Genomic DNA, 26,818 nt, shown 5'->3' with positions numbered 1-26,818 from the left:
AAGATTCAGGCTAGGCATGTTTGACCCTGCCGAAAATGTTAAATACTCTCAGATATCGACATCTGTTCTTGAATCTCAGAAACATAAAGATTTAGCATTGAAAATAACAAGGGAATCTATTGTACTTCTAAAAAATGAGAACAATACATTACCTCTAAGTAAAAAGCTAAAGAAAGTCGCAGTTGTAGGCCCTAACGCAAATAATGAAGTTTCTGTTTTGGGTAATTATAATGGTTTCCCAACGGAAATAGTAACGCCATACGAAGCTATAAAACAAAAATTGAAAGGGACAGAAGTTATTTATGAAAAAGGAATAGACTTTGTTACTCCTTCAGCAAACAGTCAAGAAGAAGTTTCCGCATTATTAANNTATTAAAACGTCTTAAGGATGTAGATGTAGTTATTTTTGTAGGTGGAATCACTCCCGAGTTAGAAGGAGAAGAAATGCCTGTTAAGATTGAAGGCTTTACCGGGGGTGACAGAACTTCTATCAAGCTACCTAAAATACAAACAGATTTTATGAAAGCTCTTGTTGCTGAAGAAATTCCTACAGTGTTTGTAATGATGACAGGTAGTGCAATTGCAACAGAATGGGAATCACAAAACATTCCAGCCATTGTCAACGCATGGTATGGTGGCCAGGATGCAGGTACAGCTATTGCTGATGTACTATTTGGAGACTATAATCCTTCAGGAAAGCTTCCTGTTACATTCTATGCAAAAGATAGTGATTTGCCTGCCTTCAATTCATATGAAATGAAAAACAGGACATATCGATATTTCAACGGAGACGTTTTGTATCCGTTTGGATATGGCTTAAGTTATACTAAATTTGAATATTCACCGATCCAAGTACCGTCAACAATAGATACCGGAAACAATGCTAAAGTATCTGTAAGTATCAAGAACACAGGTAAAGTAGAAGGAGAAGAGGTTGTACAGCTTTATATCTCTTACCCTGATACGAAAGGACAGAAACCTTTATATGCTTTAAAAGGCTTCAATAGAGTATCACTCAAAGCTGGAGAATCTAAAACTGTAGAATTCAATCTATCGCCAAGAGAGCTCGGTTTAGTAGATGATGCTGGCATATTAAAAGTTAGTGCGGGAAAAAGAAAGATATTTATCGGAGGAAGCTCTCCTACCCCAACCCATTCAGAAAAACTTCCACTCGTTGAGAAAGATTTTGATATAAAAGGAAGTGATTTTATTGTAGAATAAGTTTGATTAGATTGATTATAAAAAAGCCTCTGAATATTTCTTCAGAGGCTTTTTTATTTATTTTAAATCATGAAATACCTATCAACTAAGTCCTTCAATCATACCATTTACAATATCAATATGCTTTGCTTGCGGCTCTGCAGGCAATCCTGGCATTCGCATGATATCTCCGGCTATAGCGACAATAAATTCAGCGCCATTGTTAATCACAATATCATTTATTGTAAATTCAAAATCTTTGGGAGTGCCATAGAGGCTGGCATCATCAGAAAAAGAATATTGCGTTTTTGCGATACAAATCGGATAATGACTTATGCCCATTTTCTTAATCGTATCGAGTTTTCTTTTAGCTTTATTACTAAATACAACAGAGGCTGCACCATATATTTTCTTTGCAACTTTATCTATCTTAGTGTCAATTGCATCTCCATCATCGTATGTAAAAGTTAAACTTCTGGAAGGGTTTAAATCAATTTGCTCGACAACCTTCTTCGCTAATGCTATAGCTCCGTCACCCCCTTTTACATAAGAATCATTCAAGGCAAATCCAACTCCCATTTTATCACAACATTTCTCTATCAATGAGATTTCTTCATCAGAGTCGAAACCATATCTATTCAAAGATACAAGAACGGTCTGCCCAAAAGATTTCATATTCTCGATATGCTTGTTCAAATTTTCAAAACCTTTCAGCAGTCCATCAATATTTTTCTTCTTAATATCTTCTAAAGCTACTCCACCATGCATTTTCAATGCTTGAGTCGTGATCACGATTATTGTAAGTTTAGGCGTTATGCCGGCCTTACGACACTTGATATTAAAGAACTTTTCAGCACCCAGATCAGCACCAAAGCCAGCCTCAGTTATTACATAATCAGCGTGAGACATTGCCATTTTGGTAGCAATTACAGAGTTGCAACCATGAGCTATATTCGCAAAAGGACCACCGTGTATAATTGCCGCAGAATGTTCTGTAGTTTGTACCAAATTCGGATTTATCGCATTCTTCAATAAAACAGCAATAGCACCTGAAACACCAAGATCATTAACTGTGAAAATATTATTTTCCACGGTATATCCCAGAATGATATTTCCTATTCTTCGCTTTAAATCATCAATATCTTTCGATAAACATAGAATAGCCATTATTTCTGAAGCCGGAGTAATTTCAAATCCGGACTCTGTCGGAATACCATTTGTTGTCCCATTCAATCCTGTGACAATATATCGTAAGCTCCTATCATTTACATCTAATACCCTCTTCCATGTTATTTCCTTCAAAAACCCTTTTGTACCCTTACTTCTATACAAATAGTTATCAAGCAGAGCCGTTATCATATTATGAGCAGATGTTATTGCGTGAAAATCGCCTGTAAAATGCAGATTAATATCCTCCATCGGCAAAACCTGAGCATGACCTCCTCCGGTAGCACCGCCCTTCATTCCAAAGCAAGGGCCTAATGATGGCTCTCTTAATGCAACAACTGTTTTTTTACCTATTTTGTTTAAACCCAAAGCTAATCCAATAGAAGTTGTTGTTTTCCCTATCCCTGCTTTAGTGGGGGTTATTGCTGTAACTAATATGAGGTTACTATTAGCCACCTTCTGATCATTGATTAGAGATACAGGTATTTTAGCTATATATTTACCATAATTATATAGTTGCTCTTGAGATATTCCGAGCTTCTTGGCTATAATATTTATATTTTCTAACTCTATATTTCTTGCAATCTCAATATCTGTAATCATGTTATTATTGGGTTTAATGATATTAATAATTTTACGGGGAGCAAAGATAAATCTTTAAATTAAAGAATCAATAAAGATTTTTCAACACTGTAGTCCCTAATTAACACCCGTCCTCATATATATGTTCATATTCCACTATTTAGAACCAGTTTATATGTATTTATTATGAAGGAAATAGAAAAAACAATAACAGAATAGATATTGTAAAATAGATTTCTTTTATTATCTTTGCACAGGTTTATTGCAAATCTATCTTTGTCTAGCAAAAAAAATAAAATAATTATTTTCTCTTGTAAACAAAAAAGATTAGGGGTTGAATATCATCCCGACAGATAGCCAGCCAACAAACTAACTATTTAAATCTTAGATAATAACCTTAAATTATTATCTCCCTAAAGTTAAGTTCCATTAAAGTTATTATTATAAAGTTTTACAGAAAAGGCTTTACTCTAATTTATTAAAAATTCTCAAAAATCAATATTTTAATATAGATATACATGCGTATATACAACATTCTTGAGCTTAACGAGAAGCTCACTATCGAACTTAGAACCATCGCAAAAGAGCTTGGGATACGACGTCCTGATGCTTATAAGAAAGATGAGTTAATCTATAAAATTCTTGATGAACAAGCTATCTTAGAAGCAAAAAATAAAAACTCTGAGAGCTATCAAAGCGAAGATCGGATAGAACAACAACAAAGAAAATCCCAGTCTGCAGCTAAGAACAAACAAGAAAGACCCAAGAACCAACCGCAAGCGAAAAAAACAGAACAAGACTCTAAACCTGCTGATGCCTCCCCTAAAAAAGAAGAGCCAAAACCTCAGGTAAAAGTTACACCTAAAGAGGCTCCTGTTGTGGAAAAGAAAAATGAACCGAAAGTAGTCATTGAAGAAAAAGAAAAGGCCCCACAAAAAGAGGTGGTAAAAAAAGTGGAAGAAAAAGAGAAGGAAGTTAAGCCTGTCAGCAATGTGAAACAACAGCCAACAGCGGTCAAGCCGACTCAACTGGTTTTTCGTTCCAACAAGGTAAGAGAAGCTCAACCAGAAGAACCTGTTCCGGGATTACCACTTCTATCTCCATTAGAAGTTGATGCAGAGGTTCCGGCTGTGGAAATTATTACTGAAGCACCAGCTAAAACAAATAAACCGGCACAGCAACAAAATAATCAACAAAATCAAAAACAAAATAATCAGAATCAGGAAAAATCTTTTGATTTTGAAGGAATATTATCAGCTACAGGCGTTTTAGAGATTATGTCGGAAGGCTACGGATTTCTTCGTTCATCCGATTATAATTACATGTCGTCTCCAGATGATATATATATATCCCAATCTCAAATACGCCTATTCGGTTTGAAAACCGGAGATATTGTGGAAGGACCAATACGTCCACCGAAAGAGTCTGAAAAATTCTTCCCTTTAGTTAAGGTAGATAGAATCAATGGACGCACACCGGATGAAGTACGTGACCGTGTTCCGTTTGATCATTTGAAGCCACTATTCCCGGATGAGAAATTCAAGCTTACAAAAGGACGTAATGACAATTTATCATGCCGTGTTGTAGATCTATTCTCTCCGATTGGTAAAGGACAGCGTGGTTTGATTGTTGCTCAACCGAAGACCGGTAAAACAACATTACTAAAAGATATCGCAAATGCGATTGCAGATAACCATCCTGAGGTGTACATGATCGTTCTTCTGATCGATGAACGCCCTGAGGAGGTTACCGATATGGAACGCAGTGTAAATGCTGAAGTTATAGCATCTACTTTTGACGAACCGGCAGATCGCCATGTTAAGATAGCCGAAATAGTATTGAATAAAGCAAAGCGTATGGTAGAGTGTGGACATGACGTGGTTATCCTATTGGATTCTATCACTCGTCTAGCTCGTGCATACAATACTGTGCAACCGGCATCAGGAAAAGTATTAACCGGGGGGGTTGACGCAAATGCATTACATAAGCCAAAACGTTTCTTCGGGGCAGCACGTAATATCGAAAATGGAGGATCTCTTACAATCATTGCAACAGCACTGACTGAGACCGGCTCTAAAATGGATGATGTTATCTTCGAAGAATTTAAAGGTACAGGTAACATGGAGCTTCAGCTCGATCGTAAATTGTCTAACAAGCGTATCTTCCCTGCAGTGGATATTATTGCGTCAAGTACTCGTCGAGATGACTTGTTACTCAGCAACGACACCCTAAGCAGAATGTGGGTTCTTCGTAACTTCTTATCTGATATGAACTCTGTAGAAGCAATGCAGTTCCTTGACGGAAGACTACGAAAAACAATAAATAATGAAGAATTCCTTATCTCAATGAACGACTAGGTAAGAAGAATTATAATTCCAGATAACAGAAGCAAGGGAAAAAGAAGTAACTTTACCCTTGCTTTTTTATTTTAAACAATTCTAAATAAGAACGTATGAAACACGATCATAATCATAACGACCACGAACATTCACATAGCGGACATAGCCATGCACACAATGCCAATAAGAAAGCTTTAACTATTAGCTTCTTCCTGATAGCCGGATTTATGTTTGTTGAATTCATCGGAGGGTATTTAACGAATAGCTTAGCTTTAATATCTGATGCTGGGCATATGTTAAGTGATGCTGTTGCATTAGGGCTAAGTTTAAGTGCTCTTATTTTTGGCTCCAGAGCAGCAACTCCATCCAAAACGTATGGATATAAACGTTTTGAAATTCTAGCTGCGTTACTAAATGGCATTGTACTTGTCCTGATTTCTGTTTTTATATTCAAAGAAGCAATACATCGACTTTCAGAACCTCCTCATGTAATAGGCCCGGGTATGATGGTCATATCAGTCATTGGACTAATTATTAATATAATTGTCGCATATATCCTGCATTCACAAGGTTCGACCAAAGAAAACTTAAATATAAGAAGTGCTTTTCTGCACGTTATAGGTGATTTGTTAGGTTCTGTTGGGGCTATAGCTGCAGCAATACTCATCATGTTGTTTGGCTGGTATATAGCCGACCCAATAGCAAGTATGATTGTTTCTCTTCTAGTTCTTTATAGTGGATGGCACGTTCTTAAAGAATCTGTTAACATATTGATGGAAGCTAAACCGGCAGAGATAGACTCTGATGAAGTAGTAAATGTGTTGAAGTCAATAGAAGGCATAGAAGATATACATGACTTACATATCTGGATGATAACTTCCGAATTTTCGGTATTAACAGTTCACCTAATAGTAAAACCTAATGTTGATCGTGACCTAATCCTAGAGAAGGCTAAGCGCTCTATTCATGAAAAATTTGGAATTAAGCATGCAACAATTCAGTTAGAAGGGAAGAATATTTGTTTGTCTGAAGACTCTTGTAATTAAAGCATTTTATAAAGAGAAGTAATCAAACAAAAAAAACGACAAAATCAGATAATGATTTCGTCGTTTTTTATTTAGTATCTATAAATTTTATTCTCTTTCTAAATTGAAAGAACCTTCAATGTTTCTACTAAATCCGGCTGAATTGGTTTATTCTTTTTGATTGCTTTGGAAAATGGAACATATACAATCACATCATTTTGAATACCAATCATTACATTGCGTTGACCATCAAGCAGAGCATCAATTGCAGAAGCACCCATTCGGCTCGCAAGAATACGGTCGTTTGCAGTAGGAGAACCTCCACGTTGTACATGCCCAAGAATAGTTACTCGTACATCGTACTGGGGAAATTCTTTTTTCACACGCTCGGCCATTGCCATTGCACCACCGGTGATATCACCCTCTGTTACAAGAACAAGGCTACTATTTTTACTTTTACGAAATCCATTGGATATCAAATCTGCTAATTGGTCTTGTTGCATTGATCTCTCAGGGATAATAGCAGCTTCTGCTCCGGAGGCAATAGCACCATTAAGTGCAAGAATACCGCATTCGCGCCCCATCACTTCAATAAAGAACAAACGTTCGTGTGAACTGGCTGTATCGCGAATTTTATCTACAGCTTGCATGATTGTATTCAACGCTGTATCATAACCAATCGTTAAGTCTGTACCTTGCAAGTCATTATCAATAGTTCCCGGTAGGCCAACTATAGGAAAATTATATTCTTGTGCAAAAATACGAGCTCCTGTAAGCGAACCATCTCCACCTATAACAACCAAAGCGTCAATATTCTCGCGTTGAAGTGTTTCGTATGCTGTCTGACGACCTTCTGTTGTTTCAAACTCTTTACAACGAGCTGTTTTAAGAATTGTACCTCCTTGCTGTATAATATTACTTACACTATTTGTTTTGAAAGGTATAATTTCATCAAATACCAATCCCTTATAACCACGCATAACACCTTTAACTTCTATTCCGTTATAGATAGCTGAACGAGTTACTGCACGAATAGCTGCATTCATACCCGGAGCATCGCCTCCGGAAGTAAGGATACCAATACACTTAATGTTAGCCATAATGTTATTTATATTTATTCTTAAAGTCCCTTTTTCAAAATGAATTACAAAAATAAGAATAAATTTACTGATAAGGCTAATCTCAATATGTCAATTTGGTTAAATTAACACCGATCTTATTTCCTCTATTTTTGCTTCTACTTCCTCCATTTGCCATTTTGGAGTAGAAGTTGCACCACAAATACCTATTGAGGCTGTTTTGCTTACTAAATCAGGGTTTATATCTGATGGAGTAGTGATAAAATACGAGTTCGGATTATATTTTTTACACTCAGCAAATAAGACCTTTCCATTCGAACTCTTCTCTCCTGCCACAAAGAATATGATGTCATTATTCAGAGCAAATTCTTTGATGTTAGGGATACGGTTTGATACTTGACGGCAAATAGTATCAAAAAATTCAAATTTAGCATCTCCCGTCATTCTGCCTTGAATAATATCAATTATCTCTTGAAATCCATCCAAAGGTTTTGTTGTCTGAGAGAATAAACAAATATTTTTAGAAAAATCGAGTTTTTCGAGATCTTCTTTCTTCTCAATAACGATAGCACTCGATTCAGTTTGTCCCAATAGTCCATTCACTTCGGCATGTCCGTTTTTACCATAAATAACAATTTGTGTGTTGTTATCCTTTTCACTGTCATATTTGTCGTGTATCTTTTTCTGAAGACGCAAAACAACAGGGCATGAGGCATCTATAATTTCGATATTGTTTTCTTTTGCCGTTTGATAGGTTGAAGGTGGTTCGCCATGAGCCCTAAGTAAAACTCTGGCATTTTTCAGTTTTGCAAACTCTTCATGATTAATAGTCTTCATTCCAAGTTTTTCCAACCTGTCTACTTCTAGGTTATTGTGCACAATATCTCCTAAACAATAAAGCATGCCTCCTTTGGCCAATTCTTCTTCTGCTTTCTTTATGGCATTAACTACCCCAAAGCAAAAACCTGACTTAGCATCTATTTCTATATTACTCATTTAATTTGTAGTTATTTGTTTGAACTTTTGTACCAACCATTGCATCTGATCGTCAATGGTCATATATGAATTATCCAGAAGAATGGCGTCATCCGCTTGGATTAAAGGGCTTTCTGCCCGCGTCTGATCCATATGGTCTCTGGTTTTTAAATTTTCCAGCACTTCTTCGTATGTCGTTTTCGTATCACCCTTCGACTGTAATTCATCAAAGCGCCTCTGAGCTCTAATTTCGGCTTTTGCTGTTACAAAAACTTTCATCTCGGCATCAGGGAAAACAACAGTTCCGATATCTCTTCCATCCATTACAATTCCTTTAGCTTTACCCATTTCTTGTTGAAGAGCTACCATGGCATGACGTACAAAAGGAATTGCACTCACAATACTCACTTTTGACGATACTTCCATACTGCGTATCTGACCTTCAACATTCAGACCATTCAGATATGTCTCAGGAGTTCCTGTATCTTTATTTAAGTGAAACTGTATCTTTATATTTTCTATTTCGTTACGCAATTTTTCTTCATCCAGCTCTTCGCCATTAAAGAGGTTATGTTCTATGCAATATAGTGTTACAGCCCTATACATGGCTCCACTATCTATATAGATATACCCAATCTCCCTTGCCAAACTTTTGGCCATAGTACTCTTACCATTCGATGAAAAACCATCTATTGCGATAACTATTTTTTTCATTACTTACTTCTATTAAACATCTAAGCGATATAAATGTTTATGTTGATTCGTTATAAATTATATTCCTAATAAAGATACGGCAAAGATAATTCTAATTTTTCATTCTAAATCCTCCTTCGTTTTATAACGAGAAAGATGTTGCCGAAAAAAACTATTGTATTACAAAAAAATGTGTATTTTTGCAGCCTGAAACATTTTTATATATAAATGATAAATCGCGTTCTTATTCGTATCAGGGTTGTTCAAATACTGTTCTCATGCAGTCATAGTGAAACCACAGATTTGAGAAAGGCAGAAAGTGAGTTAATGCTTAGCCTACAAAAATCATATGATTTGTACTTTTATCTGTTATCGTTGATGGTAGAGTTGACTAATACTTATGCTCAGAGAGTAGATAGTCGCAAATCGAAACTATTGCCCACTAAAGAGGATATGAGTCCAAACACAAAGTTGTTGAATAATAAATTCATATCTCAACTCAGTCAAAACACAGAACTGATAAAATACTTGAACGATAGGCCTTTCTCATGGGCAGAACATGATGCCTTTATCCGCAACCTATTGGATAATATCTTAAACTCTGACATATATAAAGAATATACAGAAAGTCAATCTCAGGAATATAATGACGATCGTGAGTTCTGGCGTAAAGTTTTCAAGCAAATTATATGCACGACTGAAGATTTGTATTCTATCCTTGAGGATGAAAGTCTTTACTGGAACGATGATATCGAAATTATTCAATCTTTTGTTTTAAAAACAATTAAACGCTTTGAAGAAAGCAAAGGGACAGAGCAAGAGTTGCTTCCTATGTTTAAGGATGAAACCGATAAAGAATTTGCGGTAAAACTATTGAGGGAATCTTTATTCAACGGAAAAGAATATAAAGAGCTGATTGATAAATACACCAAGAACTGGGAATCGGAGCGTATTGCCCTGATGGATATGGTTATAATGCAGATTGCAATTGCTGAAATCATCGAATTTCCATCTATACCGATTAGTGTTTCCTTAAATGAATATATAGATATAGCGAAGTCATATAGTACTATAAAGAGTGCTTCTTTTATAAATGGAATTTTGGATGCAATTGTAAAGGAGCTGAAAGAAGAAAAAAAGATAATTAAGAAATAATAGTATTTATCATATTTTCGCATAAAGCCTATTTCAAAATATTCACTTATATTTGTAAAAACTTATTCAAAAAAAAGTAACTGAAGTAAGAATAATATAAATCAATATTAAAGAACAATTATGACTTTATTAAATGTATTGTTACAAGCTGCAGATGGTGGAGCTTCTCCTGCCGGAGGTTTATTAGGAGGAAGTACCGGCATGATTATTATGATGGTACTACTCTTCGGAATCATGTACTTCTTTATGATCAGACCACAGCAGAAGAAACAAAAAGCTCTACAAGAAGCCAGAAACGCCATTAAGGTAGGAGACAAAGTTGTTACAGCCGGTGGTGTTCACGGAAAAGTGAAAGAAGTGGGTGATACATATTTTATTCTTGAAATAGCGGAGGGAGTAAAAATTAAGATTGAAAAATCTTCTGTATATGTTTCAGCCGAAGATACTAAGAAACAATAATTTTTTTATTACGGTAAATATCCGGGTATAGCTTATGAGCGATACTTACGATAAGGAAATATTTGCACAAAAGGTCAAAGCTTTTTTCAAGACAATTCGGTGGAAAAAGATTTTGACCTTCATGTTTTTTGTGCTTTTATCTTTTATTTTCTGGATGATGCAAGTGTATCGCCAAAAATACGAGGCCACCCTTGCTATACCTGTTAAATACATAAATGAGCCGGATAGTATAGTCTTTGAGAATGAATTGCCAACTACGGTTTATGCCCGAATCAAAGATGATGGTGCTACTCTATTCCGATATTACCTGACTAGACGTAAAGACTCACTGGTGGTTGATGTCAGAGAGGTTATAAAAAATTCACCTGACAAGGTTATTCAAGGGCGCAATTTTGAGCAATTGATACGTTCAAAGCTTTTCGTTACATCCGAACTAATTAGCTACTCTCCCACTCGGGTATCATATTCATACGCATTATTGCGAAGCAAGAAGTTACCTGTTATTTTTAACGGTAGCGTAAGTCTCGATGCCGGTTATATGCTCGACGGAGACTTGATAACCCAGCCGGACTCTGTTATGGTATACGGCAGTAAAGCCTCATTAGATACCATTTTCTTTGCTTACACTGAATCTGATACATTAAGGAATATCAAATCGGCAAAGAAAGTGAAAATAAAGATGAAGCCTATACTAGGAGTCAAATATGTTCCGAGTGAAGTAGAATTGAATATTCCAATCGATGAGTTTATAAAAAAGGAAGTTGAAGTACCTATTACCTGTATCAATTTACCAAGCAACTTAGAAATAAAACTATTTCCGTCTGCTGTCAAAATTGAATTTTTTGTAGGCAAGAGAAGGCCTGATAATATAACCAGTAGTAATTTCGAAGTTACTATAGACTACAACGATATAAAAGAGCTGAAAGATGCGACTATACCAGTACGTATAACCGATAGTCCTGATTATATACGCACAATGACACCTGTACCTTCAGAGGTAGAGTTTGTACTCGAACAATAATAACAATTATGATCAAACTAGGTATAACCGGTGGCATAGGCAGTGGAAAGTCAACTGTCTCTCAGATATTTTCACTTAGTGGTGTGCCAGTCTACATTGCTGATATAGAAAGTAAAAGGTTAGTTGCCACATCTCCTACAATTCGAGAAAAACTAATTAATCTATTTGGAGAAGAATTATATAGCGGCGGTGTACTAAATAAACCATTGCTTGCTTCTCATATTTTTAATGATAAGAAAAAACTGGAAACAGTAAATACAATTATTCATCCCGAAGTAGAACGTGATTTTATTGAATGGGTAAAAAAACATGCCCAATGTGACATTGTAGCGCATGAAGCTGCTATTCTTTTTGAATCGGGATTTAATCGAATGATGGATAAGGTGTTAATGGTATATACACCTTTAGACATAAGAATCGAGCGAACAATGCTAAGAGACAACCTCCCTAAAGAAAAGGTGATGGAACGCATACAAAATCAGATGTCGGATGAAGAAAAAGCTAAACTTTCTGACTTTGTAATTGTTAATGATAACACAAAATCATTGATCGAACAGGTAACGAATATAATACAAGAACTTAAAACCTCAGAAAACTAGATGCAAATACAAGAATCATATCAGAAAATTTTTGCAGAAAACAAAAAATGGGTTGAGAAGAAGAACAAGGAAAATCCGGATTTCTTTACTCATCTTGTAAAAGAGCAAAACCCTGATTATTTATATATCGGATGTTCGGATAGTCGTGTACATGCAAATGAAATAATGGGTTTGCAACCGGGTGAAGTCTTCGTGCATCGTAACATAGCAAATATGGTTGTAAATAATGACTTGAATGTATTGTCTGTCATTAACTATGCTGTAGAACATTTGAATGTAAAATATATAATTGTTTGTGGCCACTATAATTGCGGTGGAATAAAGGCAGCTATGCAACCAAGAGACTTAGGTATTCTGAATCCATGGCTACGAAATGTGCGAGATGTATATCGTTTACACGAAAAAGAGCTCGATGCTATCCCTGATATGAAAGACCGCTATAACCGCTTGGTGGAACTTAATGTTTACGAACAGTGTCTGAACGTTATAAAAACAGCAGAAGTGCAAAAATCGTATTTGGAATCGGGGTATCCTCGTGTAGCAGGTTGGGTGTATGATCTTAACGATGGTACTTTGATAGACCTGAACATTGACTTCAAGAAAGAACTTGATCACATTCGTAAAATATATGACCTAACTAAGAAAAAGTAAAATAAGACTATATTAAATAATGAAACATAGACATACATATATAGCTTTATTTTTGGGAATACTTACACTTGCTTTATTACAAGGTTGTAAACCTTCAACAAAAGCTGAAGACTCTAAAATACTGATGGTCACGATAGAACCGCAGAAGTATTTTTTAGAGGCTCTTGTCGGCAATCACTTCAAAGTAGAATGCATTATTTCTCCCGGAATGAATCCGGAAAGTGCAGACTTTACTCCTTCACAGATGATGAATCTTGACAAAAGCACAGCTTACTTTAAGGTAGGTTATCTTGGTATAGAAAATTCTCTGATAAATAAAGTTTCTGCAAGTAATCCTGCGTTTAAAGTAGTTGATTGTTCTGATGGCATAGAATCAACCTGTGAAGACCACAATCATCACGAAGGACATGATCATAGTCATCATGGACATGTAGGAGGAGATCCACATACATGGAGTTCTGTCGTTTCTGCTAAAATCATTGCAGAAAACATGTACAAAGGGCTTATTGAAATAGACAGAGTAAATGAAGCTGATTACAAAGCAAATTACGATAAACTTCTCTCTGAAATAGACAAGACCGATAGTATAATAAAATCGTATCTGGAAAAAGCACCAAGCAAAGCTTTTATCATTTACCATCCTGCGCTTAGCTATTTTGCTCAAGAATATGGGCTGACACAGTATTCCATTGAGCATGAAGGAAAAAACCCTTCTCCTGCGCAATTGAAAGAACTTATAGACAAAGCAAAAGCTGAAGGTATAAAAGTTGTCTTTATTCAAAAAGAATTTGACACAAAGAATGCTGAAACAGTAGCCGAAGCTATTGGCGGAAAAGCTATACCTATCAATCTACTGTCTTATAATTGGAGTGAAGAAATGATTAAAATAGCTAGAGCTATGGCTTTAGAAGATTAATTGATGAGTAAAATTCTTGACATAAAAGATCTTTCTGTAGGATACGACGGCAATCCTTATGTATTGAAGAATGTCAATCTGGAAGTTACCAAGAATGACTTCCTTGGTATTATCGGCCCAAACGGAGGAGGTAAAACAACTCTTCTGAGAACTCTCATGGGGTTGGTTAAGCCGGCTTCGGGCAAAATATCTTTTTATAGGAATAATATAAAGGTTGATAAAATAAACATAGGTTACTTACCTCAGATCAACCAGATTGATAAAAAATTCCCAATATCTGTATATGATGTTATCTTGTCTGGATTAACCGTAAAAAAAGGTATTTTCTCTTCTTATACAAAGGAACAAAAAGAAAAGGTGAGCGTCATTGCCGAAAAAATGGGGTTGGAACAGCTTATACACCGTTCGATAGGTGCGTTATCAGGTGGGCAGTTGCAACGTACATTACTAGGAAGGGCGATTATCGATGACCCCGATTTGTTGGTTCTTGATGAGCCTAATTCCTATGTGGATAAACGTTTTGAAAGCAATTTCTACAAATTGCTCGAAGAGATAAATCTGGATACGGCTATCATACTGGTATCTCATGATGTTGGAACCGTTATTTCACTCGTGAAGAATATAGCATGCGTAAACGAAGGACTGCATTATCATTCAGGCACGAACATCTCGACCGACTGGCTTGAAAAATCATACAACTCGTGTCCTATTGAAATAATTGGACATGGAGATTTTCCTCACAGAGTTTTAGAGAAACATGAGGGTTGTGACTGTTGTAAAGAAGATTAGCAATTCATTATTTCCTTTTTTCAAAAATCACTATAAATTGATATTACTCTATATCTGAGAACTAAACACATGCTTAGAACGTTAAATAGGTTATAAAACAATTATATTATGAAAAAGATATTTTTTGCATGCCTTGTTGCATTTACACTTGCAGCTTGCGGACCAGTTTACAACACACAACTTAAACAAGTAGAACTGGGGATGACACAACGAGAGATCGTCTCACTTATGGGTGATAAATATTCAGTTGTCGACCAAAGAAGTAATGGTGACCAGACTTTAGAATACGTAGATAAATTTAAAAACCACTGGTACTTTGTTTTTGTTAATGGGCAGCTAAATAAATGGTATAAGGAAACAGAGAAATAAAATTGTATTAGAATAAAGAAATAGGATGTATCAATGGTGCATCCTATTTTTATTACATATAGACATACTTTATATAAAGAATGATACAGCATTTATTTCTTATGATTTAATCTTTCTTTAAAGTCACTCAAATCTGTTTCGCGAATAGCCCTGTATTTTATATCTTTTTTGTATATTTGCAGCCTAATTTGGGGTAGTATATTTACTTCAAATCGATATACCAAAAAGAAGATTTATTATAGAATGAATAAAATACGAAATTTTTGCATTATAGCACATATTGATCATGGTAAGAGTACCCTTGCTGACAGGCTTTTAGAATATACAAAGACTGTTGAAGGCAAAGACTTGCAAGCTCAGGTACTTGACAACATGGATCTGGAACGTGAGCGTGGCATCACTATAAAAAGCCATGCTATCCAGATGGAATATGTATATAAAGGCGAAAAATATATTCTTAATCTGATTGATACTCCCGGACACGTTGACTTTTCGTATGAAGTTTCACGATCTATAGCAGCATGTGAAGGCGCATTATTAATCGTAGACGCAGCACAAGGTATACAGGCACAAACAATATCAAACCTGTATATGGCAATAGAGCATGATCTAGAGATTATTCCTATTCTGAATAAAATAGACCTGCCAAGTGCTATGCCTGATGAAGTTGAAGATCAGATTATAGAACTGTTAGGTGTAAAAAAAGAGGATATAATACGTGCCAGTGGTAAAACAGGAGAAGGCGTTTATACCATACTGGATTCAATTATAGAACGAATACCGGCACCGCAAGGTGATCCCGAAGCTCCATTGCAAGCACTTATTTTCGATTCAGTTTTTAACTCTTTTCGTGGTATCATTGCTTATTATAAAGTAGTGAATGGTACAATAAAAAAAGGTGATCTTGTAAAATTCTTTGCAACAGGGAAAGAATATGATGCTGACGAAGTAGGTGTACTAAAACTGGATATGTCTCCGCGTAATGAAGTCAGGTGTGGTGACGTTGGTTATATAATTTCAGGGATCAAAACTTCGAAAGAAGTAAAAGTAGGTGACACAATCACCCATGTAAAAGGGGCATGCGACAAAGCGATCGAAGGCTTTGAGGAAGTCAAGCCAATGGTTTTTGCCGGAGTTTATCCTATCGATAGCGAAGACTTTGAAGACTTACGCTCATCTTTAGAAAAACTTCAATTGAATGATGCCTCTCTTACATTTCAGCCGGAATCATCTGTTGCTTTAGGATTTGGTTTCCGTTGCGGATTCTTAGGTCTTTTACATATGGAGATTATACAGGAACGCCTCGACCGGGAATTCAACATGGATGTGATCACAACTGTTCCAAACGTATCTTATATAGTTCACGACAAGAAAGGGAACACGAAAGAGGTTCACAATCCGGCAGGACTCCCCGACCCTACCCTGATAGATTATATAGAAGAACCTTATATACGTGCTTCGGTAATCACCAATACCACCTATATAGGGGCTATTATGACTTTATGTCTCGGCAAACGAGGTATCCTTATCAAACAAGAATATATCTCAGGAGATCGTGTTGAGATTATATATGATATACCATTAGGAGAGATTGTTATCGACTTTTACGATAAGCTGAAAAGTATTTCGAAAGGATACGCTTCTTTCGATTATCATATGCATGACTATCGTGAATCGAAGCTTGTAAAACTTGATATACTATTAAATGGTGAATCTGTAGATGCTCTCTCTACACTTACTCATGTTGACAATGCCGTAAACTTCGGACGTCGCATGTGTGAAAAATTGAGAGAACTTATTCCCCGTCAACAATTTGATATAGCAATACAGGCTGCTATCGGTGCTAAAATTATTGCCCGTGAGACGATCAAGGCCGTACGTAAAGATGTTACGGCGAAATGTTATGGTGGTGATATCTCTCGTAAGCGTAAACTTCTCGAGAAACAAAAAGAAGGTAAAAAACGCATGAAGCAGGTAGGAAACGTAGAAGTTCCTCAAAAAGCCTTCTTAGCTGTATTAAAACTCGATTAAATTATCTTTATACAGACCATTAGAATTAGTTTAGAAATAAAAAAGTGATATCTAGAAACAGTATAAAAACTGTTACTTTTGTTACTTTTTAGTTGAAAACAGTATTGACAATCATGACATCCTTTGAAAAAATAGATATAAAAGATTTTACTCCCGATTCATTTGGGCTAAAAAACAAATGGATGCTCGTTACTGCATCTAAGCCCGATGGTACAGTGAATACAATGACTGCAAGTTGGGGAGGATACGGTGTGATGTGGAACAAAGAAGTAGTATTTGTTGTTATACGTCCTCAAAGATACACAAGGGAGTTTGTGGAAAGTACAGAATCTTTCTCTCTTACTTTCTTTGATAAAAAATACTTAAAGGACTTAAGTTATTTAGGTAAAGTATCGGGACGTGATGAAAACAAAATCTCAAAAGCCGGACTTAATATTGCTTTCGATAAACATATACCATATTTTATGGAAGCCCAAACAGCTATTTTTGTCAAGAAGCTCTTTGTCCAGCGTATCCAAGAAGATGCTTTTCTAGAGAAAGACATCATCGAAAGATGGTATCCCGAAAAGGATTTTCATTACTTGTATATTGCAGAAGTAACAAATATCTTAAAGAGGAAATAAGGATGAATCGTGAAGAAGTCACTCTGACTAAGTTTGTGGTTGTTGGAATATCTGTCCGTACTACGAATCAGAATCATCAATCGCAAGAGGATATTGCAAAACTATGGGAAGTTTTTTTCCGTAATGCTTACATTCAGCAACTGATGCCGAATAAGGTATCTAATGATATCTATTGCATTTATACTGATTATGAGAGTGACTATACAGGAGAATACACGACTGTATTAGGTTATAAAGTTTCCAGTGTTGAAGGGATACCTACAAATTTGGGATTGACTTTCAAAGAAATACCGGAATCGAAATATTATAAGTACCTTTCGGAAGGTGAACTGCCTTATGCCGTAGGTAAAACTTGGGCACATATTTGGCAGTCTAATATAAAAAGACGTTATTTAGCAGATTTCGACATCTATGGTGAGGAGTCGAAAGACCCTAAAAATGCTAAAATAACAACATATTTATCTATTTAAATAAACTTCACTTTACACAAAGAATGAGAAAATGGCGCATCGAAGACTCAGCTGAGTTGTATAACATCGCAGGCTGGGGTATTAATTACTTTTCTGTTAATGAGAAAGGTAACGTTGTTGTAACTCCGAGAAAAGACGGGGTGGCTGTTGATTTAAAAGAACTGATGGACGAATTGCAGCTTCGCGATGTGTCAGCTCCTGTTTTGATTCGTTTTCCGGATATCCTGGATAATCGGATCGAGAAAATTTCCACGTGCTTTAAACAGGCTGCCGAAGAATATGAATATAAAGGGCAAAACCATATAATATACCCTATCAAGGTAAATCAAATGCGCCCGGTGGTAGAAGAACTTATCAGCCATGGAAAAAAATTCAATATCGGACTGGAAGCCGGTTCTAAGCCGGAACTTCATGCCGTTATAGCAATCAACACCGATTCTGATTCGCTTATAATCTGTAATGGATATAAGGACGAAAGCTATATTGAGTTAGCCTTATTAGCTCAAAAAATGGGCAAGCATATATTCATTGTAGTTGAGAAACTGAATGAGATACCGCTAATCGCCAAAATAGCTAAAAGACTAAAAATAACACCTAATATTGGTATCCGCATCAAGCTGGCCAGTTCCGGTAGTGGTAAATGGGAAGAATCAGGAGGCGATGGAAGCAAATTCGGATTGAATTCGAGTGAGCTGTTAGAAGCTTTAGCATATCTTGAAAAAGCAAATATGCAAGATTCTTTACGTCTTATTCACTTCCATATCGGAAGCCAGATTACCAAAATTCGCCGGATAAAAACAGCTTTACGTGAAGCCGCTCAATTCTATGTACAGCTGCATGCAATGGGCTTTAAGGTGGAGTTTGTTGATATTGGTGGGGGACTGGGCGTTGACTACGACGGTACACGTTCTTCTTATAACGAAAGTAGTGTAAACTACTCCATACAAGAGTATGTGAATGACTCTATCGCTACAATGGTAGATGCAGCTGATAAGAATGGCATCCCACACCCTAATATTATAACAGAATCGGGCAGATCGCTTACGGCACATCACTCTATTCTGGTATTTGAAGTGTTGGAAACAGCTACTTTGCCGGAGTGGGATGAAGATAAAGAGTTGTCGGAAGATGACCATGAACTCGTTAAAGAGCTGTATCAAATATGGGACGATCTTAGCCAATCGCGTATGTTAGAAGCTTGGCACGACGCACAACAGATTCGTGAAGAAGCTCTCGACTTATTTAGTTTGGGAATGCTAACATTGAAAACGAGAGCGCAGGTAGAGCGTCTTTACTTCTCTATTGCCCGTGAAATATTCCAAATTGCAGGCAGAGCAAAACATGCTCCTGAGGAGTTAAAACAATTATCAAAATTATTACCGGATAAATATTTCTGTAATTTCTCCTTATTTCAGTCGTTGCCGGACTCTTGGGCTATTGACCAGATTTTCCCGATTATACCAATTCATAGATTGGACGAAAAGCCGGATAGAACAGCAACACTACAGGATGTAACTTGTGACTCTGACGGAAAGATAGATAACTTTATCTCTAACGGTAATCAGTCATCATACTTGCCGGTACATAGCATGAAGAAGAACGAATCATATTACCTCGGAGTATTCCTAGTGGGTGCTTATCAGGAAATATTGGGTGATCTTCACAACCTATTCGGAGATACAAATGCGGTTCATATCTCAGTTGATAAAGACGGATACAAGATAGAGCAAATGATAGATGGTGAAACTGTAGCAGAAGTATTAGACTATGCTCAATACAATGCGAAGAAGCTTGTCCGCACTGTTGAAACATGGGTTACTTCGAGTGTTAAACAAGGGACAATAACAGTAGAAGAAGGAAAAGAATTTCTATCAAACTATCGTTCAGGCCTTTATGGATACACCTACCTTGAATAATTAAAGTATAAGCTTATATATTAAAATCCTCTTTACGCATTTGCATAAAGAGGATTTTTTATATAGGTTAATTCCTTATTTACTTCTTGATTGAATATTTTGTATGCCTATGAGGCTGTCGTAACGTTGTCCGGAAGGGCGATAGTAGACAAATATCTGATATTCATTTTCTGTTTCAAAATAATTACCTTCTATTTTTGCTGTTGAGTAACTGGCTCCCGACTTAGTCAGATATTGATAATTATACAAACCTTGCTTTAAAAGCAGAGCTATATAATATTGTCTGTTCTCTTCATCATATTTCATTCTGTATTTGTCGGTAAAGTTATTATCAGTAAAGTTTCCATTAATAAAAATATCCTCGCCTATCGGGCTATCCATTGGTAGAGTAAATACCGTATTAAAATAATCAGACTCTATCTCACTATCATTCGTATCGTTACTTCTAATATAAAACCTTCCATTTTGATCTTGATCATAACTATATGACCTACCGGATCTGGTTTTATCAGGAACGATGTACATTGTATAATTAGGCCGATTATATTCAATATGCTCTACATTCAAACCATTGTATCTATAACTTGACGTTTCGAATCGACGATATTCATTTCCTGCTTCAAATATCAGATTCCGATTGTGTTCATATATTAATTTATCGGAGCTAACATAAGTAGGTTTTATTTGATGCCTTTCAGTGTCGAGGCGGTTGTTTTGCCAAGCAAAGATTTTCAATTCGGTAAAAGGATCTCTTATATTAAGATTCTGATGCAATATACTAAAGGACAACTGCTGATGACCTTTATTTGTATCAATATCCGTATTAGAAGTAATACTTGGAGCGATGCTTACTTGTGAATCTACGACAGAGAAACAAGCAGTAAGTAAAACTTCGTCAGGTATACCATCTTCGTAAACTTCAACAACATAGTTTCCTGATAATTTAACATTTACATCATTATTAGGAATATCAATAGCAAAGTGGGTATATTCTACGGTTGTATTTAAAGAAGAAGCATAATCATCTATCGGGTTATCATTGAATCCACTTAGATAATCTATCTCGGATATGCCACTGCTTCTTTTCCAGTATGCATCGCAATGGATTATCCGATAACGTAAACGATTCATTGAGTCTTCAGAAATACGATCGAAACTAATATGTACATAATCATTGCCATTCAATGCGATGATGGGATATGAACTCCAATCGTTATTTTTATTTACCTGTACCGTATATATATCATCTGATATTGCCTGTGTATGATACGCTTGCGAAAAAGTATATATACTCGTTAGATAAAAGATTATAGAGAAAAATAGCAATAGTTTATTATTCATTATTCTAAACTTAATTGTTGCAGAGACCTTTTCAAAAAGTGACAAAAGTAACAGCTAATTGTATGTTTTTGTATGTTACTTTTTTGCTATAAAAGTAAACTACAATTCTATTATTAGATAATTTAAATTCTTAAAAATAATACTTGTGTAGATTCTTAATACCGATCTTTCCAGAGCTTTTTGAGCCATTCCATTATTTTACTTTCAGATGCATTCTGCTGGGGTTTCCAAAATTGTCTACCCTTTATCTCTTTAGGTACATAATCTTGTTGTACAAAATTATTTTCAAAGCTATGCGCATATTTGTATTCCTTTCCGTAATTCAATTCCTTCATCAACTTTGTAGGCGCATTACGCAAATGTAATGGTACAGGTAGATTTCCTGTTTCGTTGACTAAAGCTATGGCTTCATCTATCGACATGTATGCCGAATTGCTCTTAGGAGATGTTGCCAAATATATAGTAGTTTCAGCCAGTACAATACGTCCTTCCGGCCAACCAATTTTATGTAACGTCTCGAAACAAGCATTTGCTAACAACAAGGCATTTGGATTTGCCAATCCAATATCTTCTGCAGCAGAAATAACAAGACGTCGTGCTATAAATTTCGGATCTTCACCTCCGGCCACCATCCGTGCCAACCAATAAATAGCAGCATCAGGATCACTCCCTCGTATCGACTTTATAAAAGCAGAAATAATGTCATAATGCATTTCGCCTCCTTTATCGTATGCTGCCGGATTTTCCTGCAAACGTTCTGTTACCAGTTTATCGGTTATTGTGATCTTATCGTTTACTTCGGAAGAAATTACTAAATCAAGTATATTCAATAATTTACGGGCATCACCTCCCGAAAAACGCAATATAGCATCCGTTTCTTTAAGTTCGATATCCCTATCTTTAAGTATTATATCCTGCGTTAAAGGNNACGATTGCAAGACATAAACCTGACAACGTGACAACAGCGGGCGAATAACCTCAAATGAGGGATTCTCTGTAGTAGCACCGATCAATGTTATTACTCCTGTTTCTACAGCTCCGAGCAAAGAGTCTTGCTGTGATTTGGAAAAGCGATGGATTTCATCAATAAATAAGATAGGGCTTTTGGTATTAAAAAACTGATTCTTTTTAGCCAATTCAATTACTTCACGCACATCTTTTACACCGGAGTTTATAGCACTCAGAGTATAAAAAGGCGTATCAAGTGTATTCGCTATTATCTGAGCCAATGTAGTTTTGCCCACTCCGGGAGGCCCCCATAGTAAAAATGAAGGAACTCTCCCCGATTCTATCATCTTTCGAAGAATAGCACCCTCTCCTACTAAATGTTTTTGTCCTATATACTCTTCGAGATTACGCGGACGTAACCGCTCTGCTAAAGGTTGGCTCATTTATATATATGTTTAAGCTCTAAATATCCTCAAATCTACAAAAAGTTTGATTTAATAACAAGCCGGATTGCTATCCAACGGAACAGAAATGTATTAAAGCTTGATTAAGTTATTATTAAATATTTTCTTATTTGTGTCTTGATATATTATACTTATATGTAGTTTATAGTAATCTCTAAAATATATATAAAACAGAAAAAAGACAAATAAAAACCTATAAATAAAAGCATTAAACACATCTAATAGAATCTCCATCAATTCTGACAAATCGTCATATTTTATTTTTTTTATTGTCATCCTATATTTTGGCATAGCTTTTGAACAAAGGCTTATGTCATTGAAATATGAATTGAAAGAAATTAGAATAGAAATTAATTAGAAACAATATAATAAGATGGGAAAAATAATAGGAATTGACTTAGGTACCACAAACTCTTGTGTTGCCGTGTTGGAAGGTAACGAACCTATCGTTATCACAAACAACGAAGGAAAAAGAACAACACCTTCTGTTGTTGCTTTTATTGAGGGAAATGAACGCAAAATTGGTGATCCTGCAAAACGTCAGGCTATCACAAATCCGGAAAAAACAATATACTCCATAAAAAGATTTATGGGTGAAACATGGGATCAAGTTCAAACCGAAGTAACCCGTGTACCTTATAAAGTAGTGAAAGGAGATAACAATACACCACGTATAGACATTGACGGACGCCTTTATACTCCTCAGGAAATTTCAGCGATGATCCTTCAAAAGATGAAAAAGACAGCTGAAGACTATCTCGGACAAGAAGTAACAGACGCAGTTATTACTGTACCTGCATACTTTAGCGACTCGCAACGTCAGGCAACAAAAGAAGCCGGAGAAATTGCAGGTCTTAAAGTTCAACGTATCGTTAATGAGCCTACAGCTGCTGCACTTGCTTATGGTCTTGACAAGGCTCACAAGGATATGAAAATTGCAGTGTTCGACCTTGGTGGTGGTACATTTGATATCTCTATCCTAGAATTAGGAGACGGTGTATTTGAAGTTAAGTCAACCAATGGGGATACTCACCTTGGTGGTGATGATTTCGACCAGGTAATTATCAATTGGCTGGCTGAAGAATTCATGAATGAAGAAGGCTTAGATCTACGTAAAGATCCAATGGCTTTACAGCGTTTGAAAGAAGCTGCTGAAAAAGCGAAAATAGAGCTATCAAGCACAACTTCTACTGAAATTAACTTACCATACATTATGCCGGTTAATGGTATTCCAAAACACTTGGTAAAAAATCTAACTCGTGCTAAATTTGAGCAATTAGCAGACTCACTTATTCGTAAGTGTATCGAACCATGTCGTCAATCGTTGAAAGATGCAGGGTATTCACCATCCGATATAGATGAAGTGATCTTAGTCGGAGGTTCTACACGTATACCTGCTGTACAAGCAGAAGTTGAGAAGTTCTTCGGAAAGACACCATCGAAAGGTGTAAACCCTGATGAAGTTGTTGCTGTAGGTGCTGCTATACAAGGAGCTGTATTAACAGGTGAAGTAAAAGATGTATTGTTACTTGATGTTACTCCGCTTTCTCTTGGTATAGAAACAATGGGGAATGTGATGACTAAGCTAATTGAGGCTAATACAACTATTCCTACGAAAAAGAGCGAAACATTCTCTACCGCTGCGGACAATCAACCGTCTGTACAGATTGTTGTACTTCAAGGAGAACGTCCAATGGCGAGGGATAATAAACAAATAGGTGTCTTCAACTTAGACGGTATATTACCGGCACGTCGTGGTGAGCCTCAAATTGAAGTTACATTTGATATTGATGCCAATGGTATTCTTAGTGTATCTGCAAAAGATAAAAAGACCGGCAAAGAACAATCTATTCGTATCGAGGCTTCATCGGGTCTTACTGATGCAGAAATCCAACGAATGAAAGACGAAGCTGCAGCTAATGCCGAAGCAGATAAGAAAGAAAAAGAAAAGATAGACAAGTTGAATCAGGCAGATTCAGTTATTTTCCAAACAGAAAATCAATTGAAAGATCTTGGAGATAAAATTCCAGCCGATCAGAAAGCTTCTATCGAAGGTGCTTTAAATAAACTAAGAGATGCTCACAAAGCTCAAGATATTCCGGCTGTTGATTCTGCAATGGATGAATTAACTAAATTAATGCAGGAATTGAGCCAGAATATATACAATCAGCAACAAGCAGGTGCTAATCCGGGACAAGAAGCCGGAGGTAATACTGGTAGCCAATCTAATGGCGGCGACAATAATGTAACTGATGTAGATTTTGAAGAAGTGAAATAAGCAAATAGAAACAGATAGTATATTTATTAAAAAAGCTCATTATCCTATATTAGGTATAATGAGCTTTTTTGTATTGTATATAGAGTCTCTTTTATTTATTAAATTTTACTCCACAACTCAGAAAATAAAGCTAAAGAAGATTCTATTCGAACCATTGTACTTCTTATATCTTGATGGTCGTATTGGCATTCTTCCAAATTGGAAAGAAGCTCTAAAAACATTTTAGGTTGAATATCGCCCCATTCATGAAAAGAATTTAACAGTTCTTCTTTTTTTTCTGAAGATATAGAATCAATGAATACAATGCACACACGAGCAAAAGTAGAAAATACATTGGCTATTTCTATAGGTTGATAAAAACGTCCTCTATTAGTATAGTTAAAATGAATCTCTGCAATATAAATGAGTATCTTTTCGCACAGAAATATCATATTATTTGTTAGATCAGAATCACTGTCTTTATCTTGTATTTTTTGAATAATACTTTGGGATGAAATTTCGATTTCATTAAGGTATTTTCCAAATAGTTCATAATATTTTTCTAGATAAGGATGGCTGCTCATCATTACGCTTGGAGGAATATAGTTCGAATCCATACTGTAATTATTATCTTCTTTAATAATCCGTCCTAGAATAAGATGATATATTCCGAATTCGTCTTCAGTAATTTGTCCTATTGGTTGTATAGACAAATGATAGGTTTGTTTATAATTAGATGATGTTTCTTGAACGCTTACTATACCTTGATACTTATTATAAAATGGTTCTACAACTAAAACAACATTCCACTGTTTATTATCTTCAATCTCTTGACTAAAATCATAATCTAGTCGCACAGAGTCAGAATGATTAATAGACTTTATATCTATACGACCACCTCTAGAGATAATAGCATTACATTGTTTCAACTCTATTTCTATTTTATCTCCATTTTTTTCTTTGATTCTCAGATCACATGATGATTTTTCACCTTTGCAAGGAGGCAATAAACCATAGCTGAAATTAGTAAATCTCCCACTATTAAAATCACGAATCGCATCTGCATAATTACCCTCTGTTTGTTGCAAATGAGCTATTGATATCTTATTACAACCTACCAAATTTCCCATTCTCTTCTTTATAGGATTAAGCATATTGTTACCCTTTATTGTTGTTTGTTTATGATCAAATATAAGTATAGTTCTCCTGTACTTTTCTAATTCGTTTGTATCGGTCTTATTATAATCTTGTAAAAGTCTCTGAAATCATATACAATACATCATACTTCTTTGCTTGATTTTCTGTCTCCTTTATTCAATGATATATCCTAATATATTCAGAAATAGCAAAATATATAATATTTTTATTTTATGTCTAAATTATAATTAGGTGGTATATCCTCCTAAAAAGATAATCAATACATTATCTGTTCAATAAAATGATCAATAAATCCTCTTTTTCTGAACAATTTTTTCAATATCAAACATATGCATAAAATTCATTGGAGCTTAATATAGCTTCATTAGTTTGCGTTATAAAACTTTTAACAGTTTGATTATTGCATATTTATGATAAAGCAGAGCGTGCAAAGTTAGAAAAAAATATGAGAATTTATCTTTTAATTATTTGAAACTATATTAAGGTTTCTAAAAAAGGTGAAATAGAGGATGTAAAATAAGAATATATTAGCTTTTATTTCCATAGCTATCTCTAAGGGACATAGTCATTCAATAACAAAAGTCCGCATAC

25 protein-coding genes (1 of these 25 cut by a window edge) are annotated in these 26,818 nt (G+C 35.6%); 18 read left to right on the top strand and 7 right to left on the bottom strand.

The annotated features are described in order from the left end of the window. The 3 genes in view from B3P17_RS15850 to B3P17_RS15840 are tightly spaced (each overlapping or abutting the next) and all read left to right on the top strand, a layout consistent with a single transcriptional unit that may run on beyond the window. Window positions 1-24 carry the end of a glycoside hydrolase family 3 protein gene (locus B3P17_RS15850; protein ID WP_414647329.1) on the top strand. 537 nt of this gene lie to the left of the window's left edge, so the window shows 24 of its 561 coding nt (coding positions 538-561); its start codon lies beyond the left edge, outside the window; the stop codon is at window positions 22-24. Then, entirely contained in the window at window positions 17-376 is a 360-nt protein-coding gene (locus B3P17_RS15845) for a glycoside hydrolase family 3 protein (protein ID WP_414647327.1), read from the top strand. Before B3P17_RS15850 ends, B3P17_RS15845 begins: the two co-directional genes overlap by 8 nt. Then, window positions 361-1,221 carry a glycoside hydrolase family 3 C-terminal domain-containing protein gene (locus tag B3P17_RS15840; protein ID WP_414647328.1) on the top strand — a complete coding sequence of 287 codons (861 nt, stop codon included), beginning with the start codon at window positions 361-363 and terminating at the stop codon, window positions 1,219-1,221. The genes B3P17_RS15845 and B3P17_RS15840 overlap by 16 nt, the downstream gene beginning before the upstream one ends. Before the next feature lie 81 nt (window positions 1,222-1,302). On the opposite strand, the gene B3P17_RS02690 is transcribed toward B3P17_RS15840, so the two are convergent. Further along, the gene (locus B3P17_RS02690; protein WP_252637321.1) at window positions 1,303-2,970 is read right to left on the bottom strand and encodes a formate--tetrahydrofolate ligase; all 1,668 of its coding nucleotides are present in this window, start codon (window positions 2,968-2,970) and stop codon (window positions 1,303-1,305) included. A gap of 497 nt (window positions 2,971-3,467) precedes the next feature. Between B3P17_RS02690 and rho the strand changes: the two genes are divergently transcribed. Next, window positions 3,468-5,306 carry a transcription termination factor Rho gene (rho, locus tag B3P17_RS02685; RefSeq protein ID WP_252637320.1) on the top strand — a complete coding sequence of 613 codons (1,839 nt, stop codon included), beginning with the start codon at window positions 3,468-3,470 and terminating at the stop codon, window positions 5,304-5,306. A gap of 95 nt (window positions 5,307-5,401) precedes the next feature. Then, complete coding sequence (locus B3P17_RS02680; protein WP_252637319.1) at window positions 5,402-6,334, top strand: cation diffusion facilitator family transporter; 933 nt, start codon at window positions 5,402-5,404, stop codon at window positions 6,332-6,334. 98 nt (window positions 6,335-6,432) lie between these two features. Here the strand turns inward: B3P17_RS02680 and pfkA are convergent, their stop codons facing one another. From pfkA to cmk, 3 genes are all read right to left on the bottom strand, one after another. Continuing rightward, window positions 6,433-7,413, bottom strand: a complete 981-nt coding sequence (pfkA, locus tag B3P17_RS02675; protein ID WP_252637317.1) for a 6-phosphofructokinase — start codon at window positions 7,411-7,413, stop codon at window positions 6,433-6,435. 99 nt (window positions 7,414-7,512) lie between these two features. Then, a complete protein-coding gene (locus B3P17_RS02670) occupies window positions 7,513-8,388 on the bottom strand; it encodes a 4-hydroxy-3-methylbut-2-enyl diphosphate reductase (protein ID WP_252637316.1) in 876 nt (291 codons plus the stop codon). Next, window positions 8,389-9,081, bottom strand: coding sequence for a (d)CMP kinase (cmk, locus tag B3P17_RS02665; protein ID WP_252637315.1), 693 nt, complete (start codon window positions 9,079-9,081; stop codon window positions 8,389-8,391). 207 nt (window positions 9,082-9,288) lie between these two features. Between cmk and nusB the strand changes: the two genes are divergently transcribed. The 12 genes from nusB (at window position 9,289) to speA (ending at window position 20,059) form a co-directional block, all read left to right on the top strand. Then, window positions 9,289-10,215, top strand: coding sequence for a transcription antitermination factor NusB (gene nusB / locus B3P17_RS02660; RefSeq protein WP_252637314.1), 927 nt, complete (start codon window positions 9,289-9,291; stop codon window positions 10,213-10,215). A gap of 120 nt (window positions 10,216-10,335) precedes the next feature. Further along, entirely contained in the window at window positions 10,336-10,674 is a 339-nt protein-coding gene (yajC, locus tag B3P17_RS02655) for a preprotein translocase subunit YajC (RefSeq protein WP_006844470.1), read from the top strand. Window positions 10,675-10,708: 34 nt separating this feature from the next. Next, entirely contained in the window at window positions 10,709-11,695 is a 987-nt protein-coding gene (locus B3P17_RS02650; protein WP_252637313.1) for a YbbR-like domain-containing protein, read from the top strand. Between the two features lie 8 nt (window positions 11,696-11,703). Beyond that, a complete protein-coding gene (gene coaE, locus B3P17_RS02645; RefSeq protein ID WP_252637312.1) occupies window positions 11,704-12,294 on the top strand; it encodes a dephospho-CoA kinase in 591 nt (196 codons plus the stop codon). After that, a complete protein-coding gene (locus B3P17_RS02640) occupies window positions 12,295-12,945 on the top strand; it encodes a carbonic anhydrase (protein ID WP_252637311.1) in 651 nt (216 codons plus the stop codon). Between the two features lie 19 nt (window positions 12,946-12,964). Then, window positions 12,965-13,861 (top strand): metal ABC transporter solute-binding protein, Zn/Mn family, encoded by an 897-nt coding sequence (locus B3P17_RS02635; RefSeq protein WP_252637310.1) that lies wholly within the window; start codon window positions 12,965-12,967, stop codon window positions 13,859-13,861. A 3-nt stretch (window positions 13,862-13,864) separates the two neighbouring features. After that, window positions 13,865-14,650 carry a metal ABC transporter ATP-binding protein gene (locus B3P17_RS02630; RefSeq protein ID WP_291103156.1) on the top strand — a complete coding sequence of 262 codons (786 nt, stop codon included), beginning with the start codon at window positions 13,865-13,867 and terminating at the stop codon, window positions 14,648-14,650. 108 nt (window positions 14,651-14,758) lie between these two features. Beyond that, complete coding sequence (locus tag B3P17_RS02625) at window positions 14,759-15,019, top strand: hypothetical protein (protein ID WP_135106431.1); 261 nt, start codon at window positions 14,759-14,761, stop codon at window positions 15,017-15,019. A gap of 243 nt (window positions 15,020-15,262) precedes the next feature. Next, complete coding sequence (gene lepA / locus B3P17_RS02620) at window positions 15,263-17,050, top strand: translation elongation factor 4 (protein ID WP_252637308.1); 1,788 nt, start codon at window positions 15,263-15,265, stop codon at window positions 17,048-17,050. A gap of 113 nt (window positions 17,051-17,163) precedes the next feature. Beyond that, a complete protein-coding gene (locus B3P17_RS02615) occupies window positions 17,164-17,673 on the top strand; it encodes a flavin reductase (protein WP_252637307.1) in 510 nt (169 codons plus the stop codon). A 2-nt stretch (window positions 17,674-17,675) separates the two neighbouring features. After that, entirely contained in the window at window positions 17,676-18,143 is a 468-nt protein-coding gene (locus B3P17_RS02610; protein WP_252637306.1) for a GyrI-like domain-containing protein, read from the top strand. 23 nt (window positions 18,144-18,166) lie between these two features. Beyond that, window positions 18,167-20,059, top strand: coding sequence for a biosynthetic arginine decarboxylase (speA, locus tag B3P17_RS02605; protein WP_135106438.1), 1,893 nt, complete (start codon window positions 18,167-18,169; stop codon window positions 20,057-20,059). Window positions 20,060-20,134: 75 nt separating this feature from the next. On the opposite strand, the gene B3P17_RS02600 is transcribed toward speA, so the two are convergent. Together B3P17_RS02600 and B3P17_RS02595 are read right to left on the bottom strand one after the other, a co-directional pair. Further along, window positions 20,135-21,400, bottom strand: a complete 1,266-nt coding sequence (locus B3P17_RS02600; RefSeq protein ID WP_252637305.1) for a DUF5103 domain-containing protein — start codon at window positions 21,398-21,400, stop codon at window positions 20,135-20,137. A gap of 155 nt (window positions 21,401-21,555) precedes the next feature. Continuing rightward, window positions 21,556-22,791, bottom strand: a complete 1,236-nt coding sequence (locus B3P17_RS02595) for a replication-associated recombination protein A (RefSeq protein ID WP_291103149.1) — start codon at window positions 22,789-22,791, stop codon at window positions 21,556-21,558. 394 nt (window positions 22,792-23,185) lie between these two features. Here B3P17_RS02595 and dnaK point away from each other — a divergent pair, with 394 nt between their 5' ends. Continuing rightward, window positions 23,186-25,090, top strand: coding sequence for a molecular chaperone DnaK (gene dnaK, locus B3P17_RS02590; RefSeq protein ID WP_252637303.1), 1,905 nt, complete (start codon window positions 23,186-23,188; stop codon window positions 25,088-25,090). 98 nt (window positions 25,091-25,188) lie between these two features. Here the strand turns inward: dnaK and B3P17_RS02585 are convergent, their stop codons facing one another. Next, window positions 25,189-26,223, bottom strand: a complete 1,035-nt coding sequence (locus B3P17_RS02585; RefSeq protein ID WP_252637302.1) for a hypothetical protein — start codon at window positions 26,221-26,223, stop codon at window positions 25,189-25,191. Window positions 26,224-26,818: the final 595 nt, after the last annotated feature.

The organism is Dysgonomonas sp. UBA7630 (assembly GCF_002483985.1).
In the GTDB taxonomy this organism is placed as follows: Bacteria; Bacteroidota; Bacteroidia; order Bacteroidales; family Dysgonomonadaceae; genus Dysgonomonas.
The sequence above is the reverse complement of the archived record's forward strand: the minus strand, read 5'-3'. Positions and strand labels throughout refer to the sequence as shown.

What these genes read in the sequence shown, in the direction of transcription:
- pfkA (WP_252637317.1), bottom strand. Translation starts at nt 7,413, where the DNA reads ATGGCTAACATTAAGTGTATTGGTATCCTTACTTCCGGAGGCGATGCT.
- B3P17_RS02650 (WP_252637313.1), top strand. Translation starts at nt 10,709, where the DNA reads ATGAGCGATACTTACGATAAGGAAATATTTGCACAAAAGGTCAAAGCT.
- coaE (WP_252637312.1), top strand. Translation starts at nt 11,704, where the DNA reads ATGATCAAACTAGGTATAACCGGTGGCATAGGCAGTGGAAAGTCAACT.
- B3P17_RS02680 (WP_252637319.1), top strand. Translation starts at nt 5,402, where the DNA reads ATGAAACACGATCATAATCATAACGACCACGAACATTCACATAGCGGA.
- B3P17_RS02585 (WP_252637302.1), bottom strand. Translation starts at nt 26,223, where the DNA reads ATGCTTAATCCTATAAAGAAGAGAATGGGAAATTTGGTAGGTTGTAAT.
- B3P17_RS02635 (WP_252637310.1), top strand. Translation starts at nt 12,965, where the DNA reads ATGAAACATAGACATACATATATAGCTTTATTTTTGGGAATACTTACA.
- B3P17_RS02690 (WP_252637321.1), bottom strand. Translation starts at nt 2,970, where the DNA reads ATGATTACAGATATTGAGATTGCAAGAAATATAGAGTTAGAAAATATA.
- cmk (WP_252637315.1), bottom strand. Translation starts at nt 9,081, where the DNA reads ATGAAAAAAATAGTTATCGCAATAGATGGTTTTTCATCGAATGGTAAG.
- B3P17_RS02625 (WP_135106431.1), top strand. Translation starts at nt 14,759, where the DNA reads ATGAAAAAGATATTTTTTGCATGCCTTGTTGCATTTACACTTGCAGCT.
- lepA (WP_252637308.1), top strand. Translation starts at nt 15,263, where the DNA reads ATGAATAAAATACGAAATTTTTGCATTATAGCACATATTGATCATGGT.
- B3P17_RS02600 (WP_252637305.1), bottom strand. Translation starts at nt 21,400, where the DNA reads ATGAATAATAAACTATTGCTATTTTTCTCTATAATCTTTTATCTAACG.
- B3P17_RS02615 (WP_252637307.1), top strand. Translation starts at nt 17,164, where the DNA reads ATGACATCCTTTGAAAAAATAGATATAAAAGATTTTACTCCCGATTCA.
- speA (WP_135106438.1), top strand. Translation starts at nt 18,167, where the DNA reads ATGAGAAAATGGCGCATCGAAGACTCAGCTGAGTTGTATAACATCGCA.
- dnaK (WP_252637303.1), top strand. Translation starts at nt 23,186, where the DNA reads ATGGGAAAAATAATAGGAATTGACTTAGGTACCACAAACTCTTGTGTT.
- B3P17_RS02610 (WP_252637306.1), top strand. Translation starts at nt 17,676, where the DNA reads ATGAATCGTGAAGAAGTCACTCTGACTAAGTTTGTGGTTGTTGGAATA.
- B3P17_RS02670 (WP_252637316.1), bottom strand. Translation starts at nt 8,388, where the DNA reads ATGAGTAATATAGAAATAGATGCTAAGTCAGGTTTTTGCTTTGGGGTA.
- rho (WP_252637320.1), top strand. Translation starts at nt 3,468, where the DNA reads ATGCGTATATACAACATTCTTGAGCTTAACGAGAAGCTCACTATCGAA.
- B3P17_RS02640 (WP_252637311.1), top strand. Translation starts at nt 12,295, where the DNA reads ATGCAAATACAAGAATCATATCAGAAAATTTTTGCAGAAAACAAAAAA.
- yajC (WP_006844470.1), top strand. Translation starts at nt 10,336, where the DNA reads ATGACTTTATTAAATGTATTGTTACAAGCTGCAGATGGTGGAGCTTCT.
- nusB (WP_252637314.1), top strand. Translation starts at nt 9,289, where the DNA reads ATGATAAATCGCGTTCTTATTCGTATCAGGGTTGTTCAAATACTGTTC.
- B3P17_RS02630 (WP_291103156.1), top strand. Translation starts at nt 13,865, where the DNA reads ATGAGTAAAATTCTTGACATAAAAGATCTTTCTGTAGGATACGACGGC.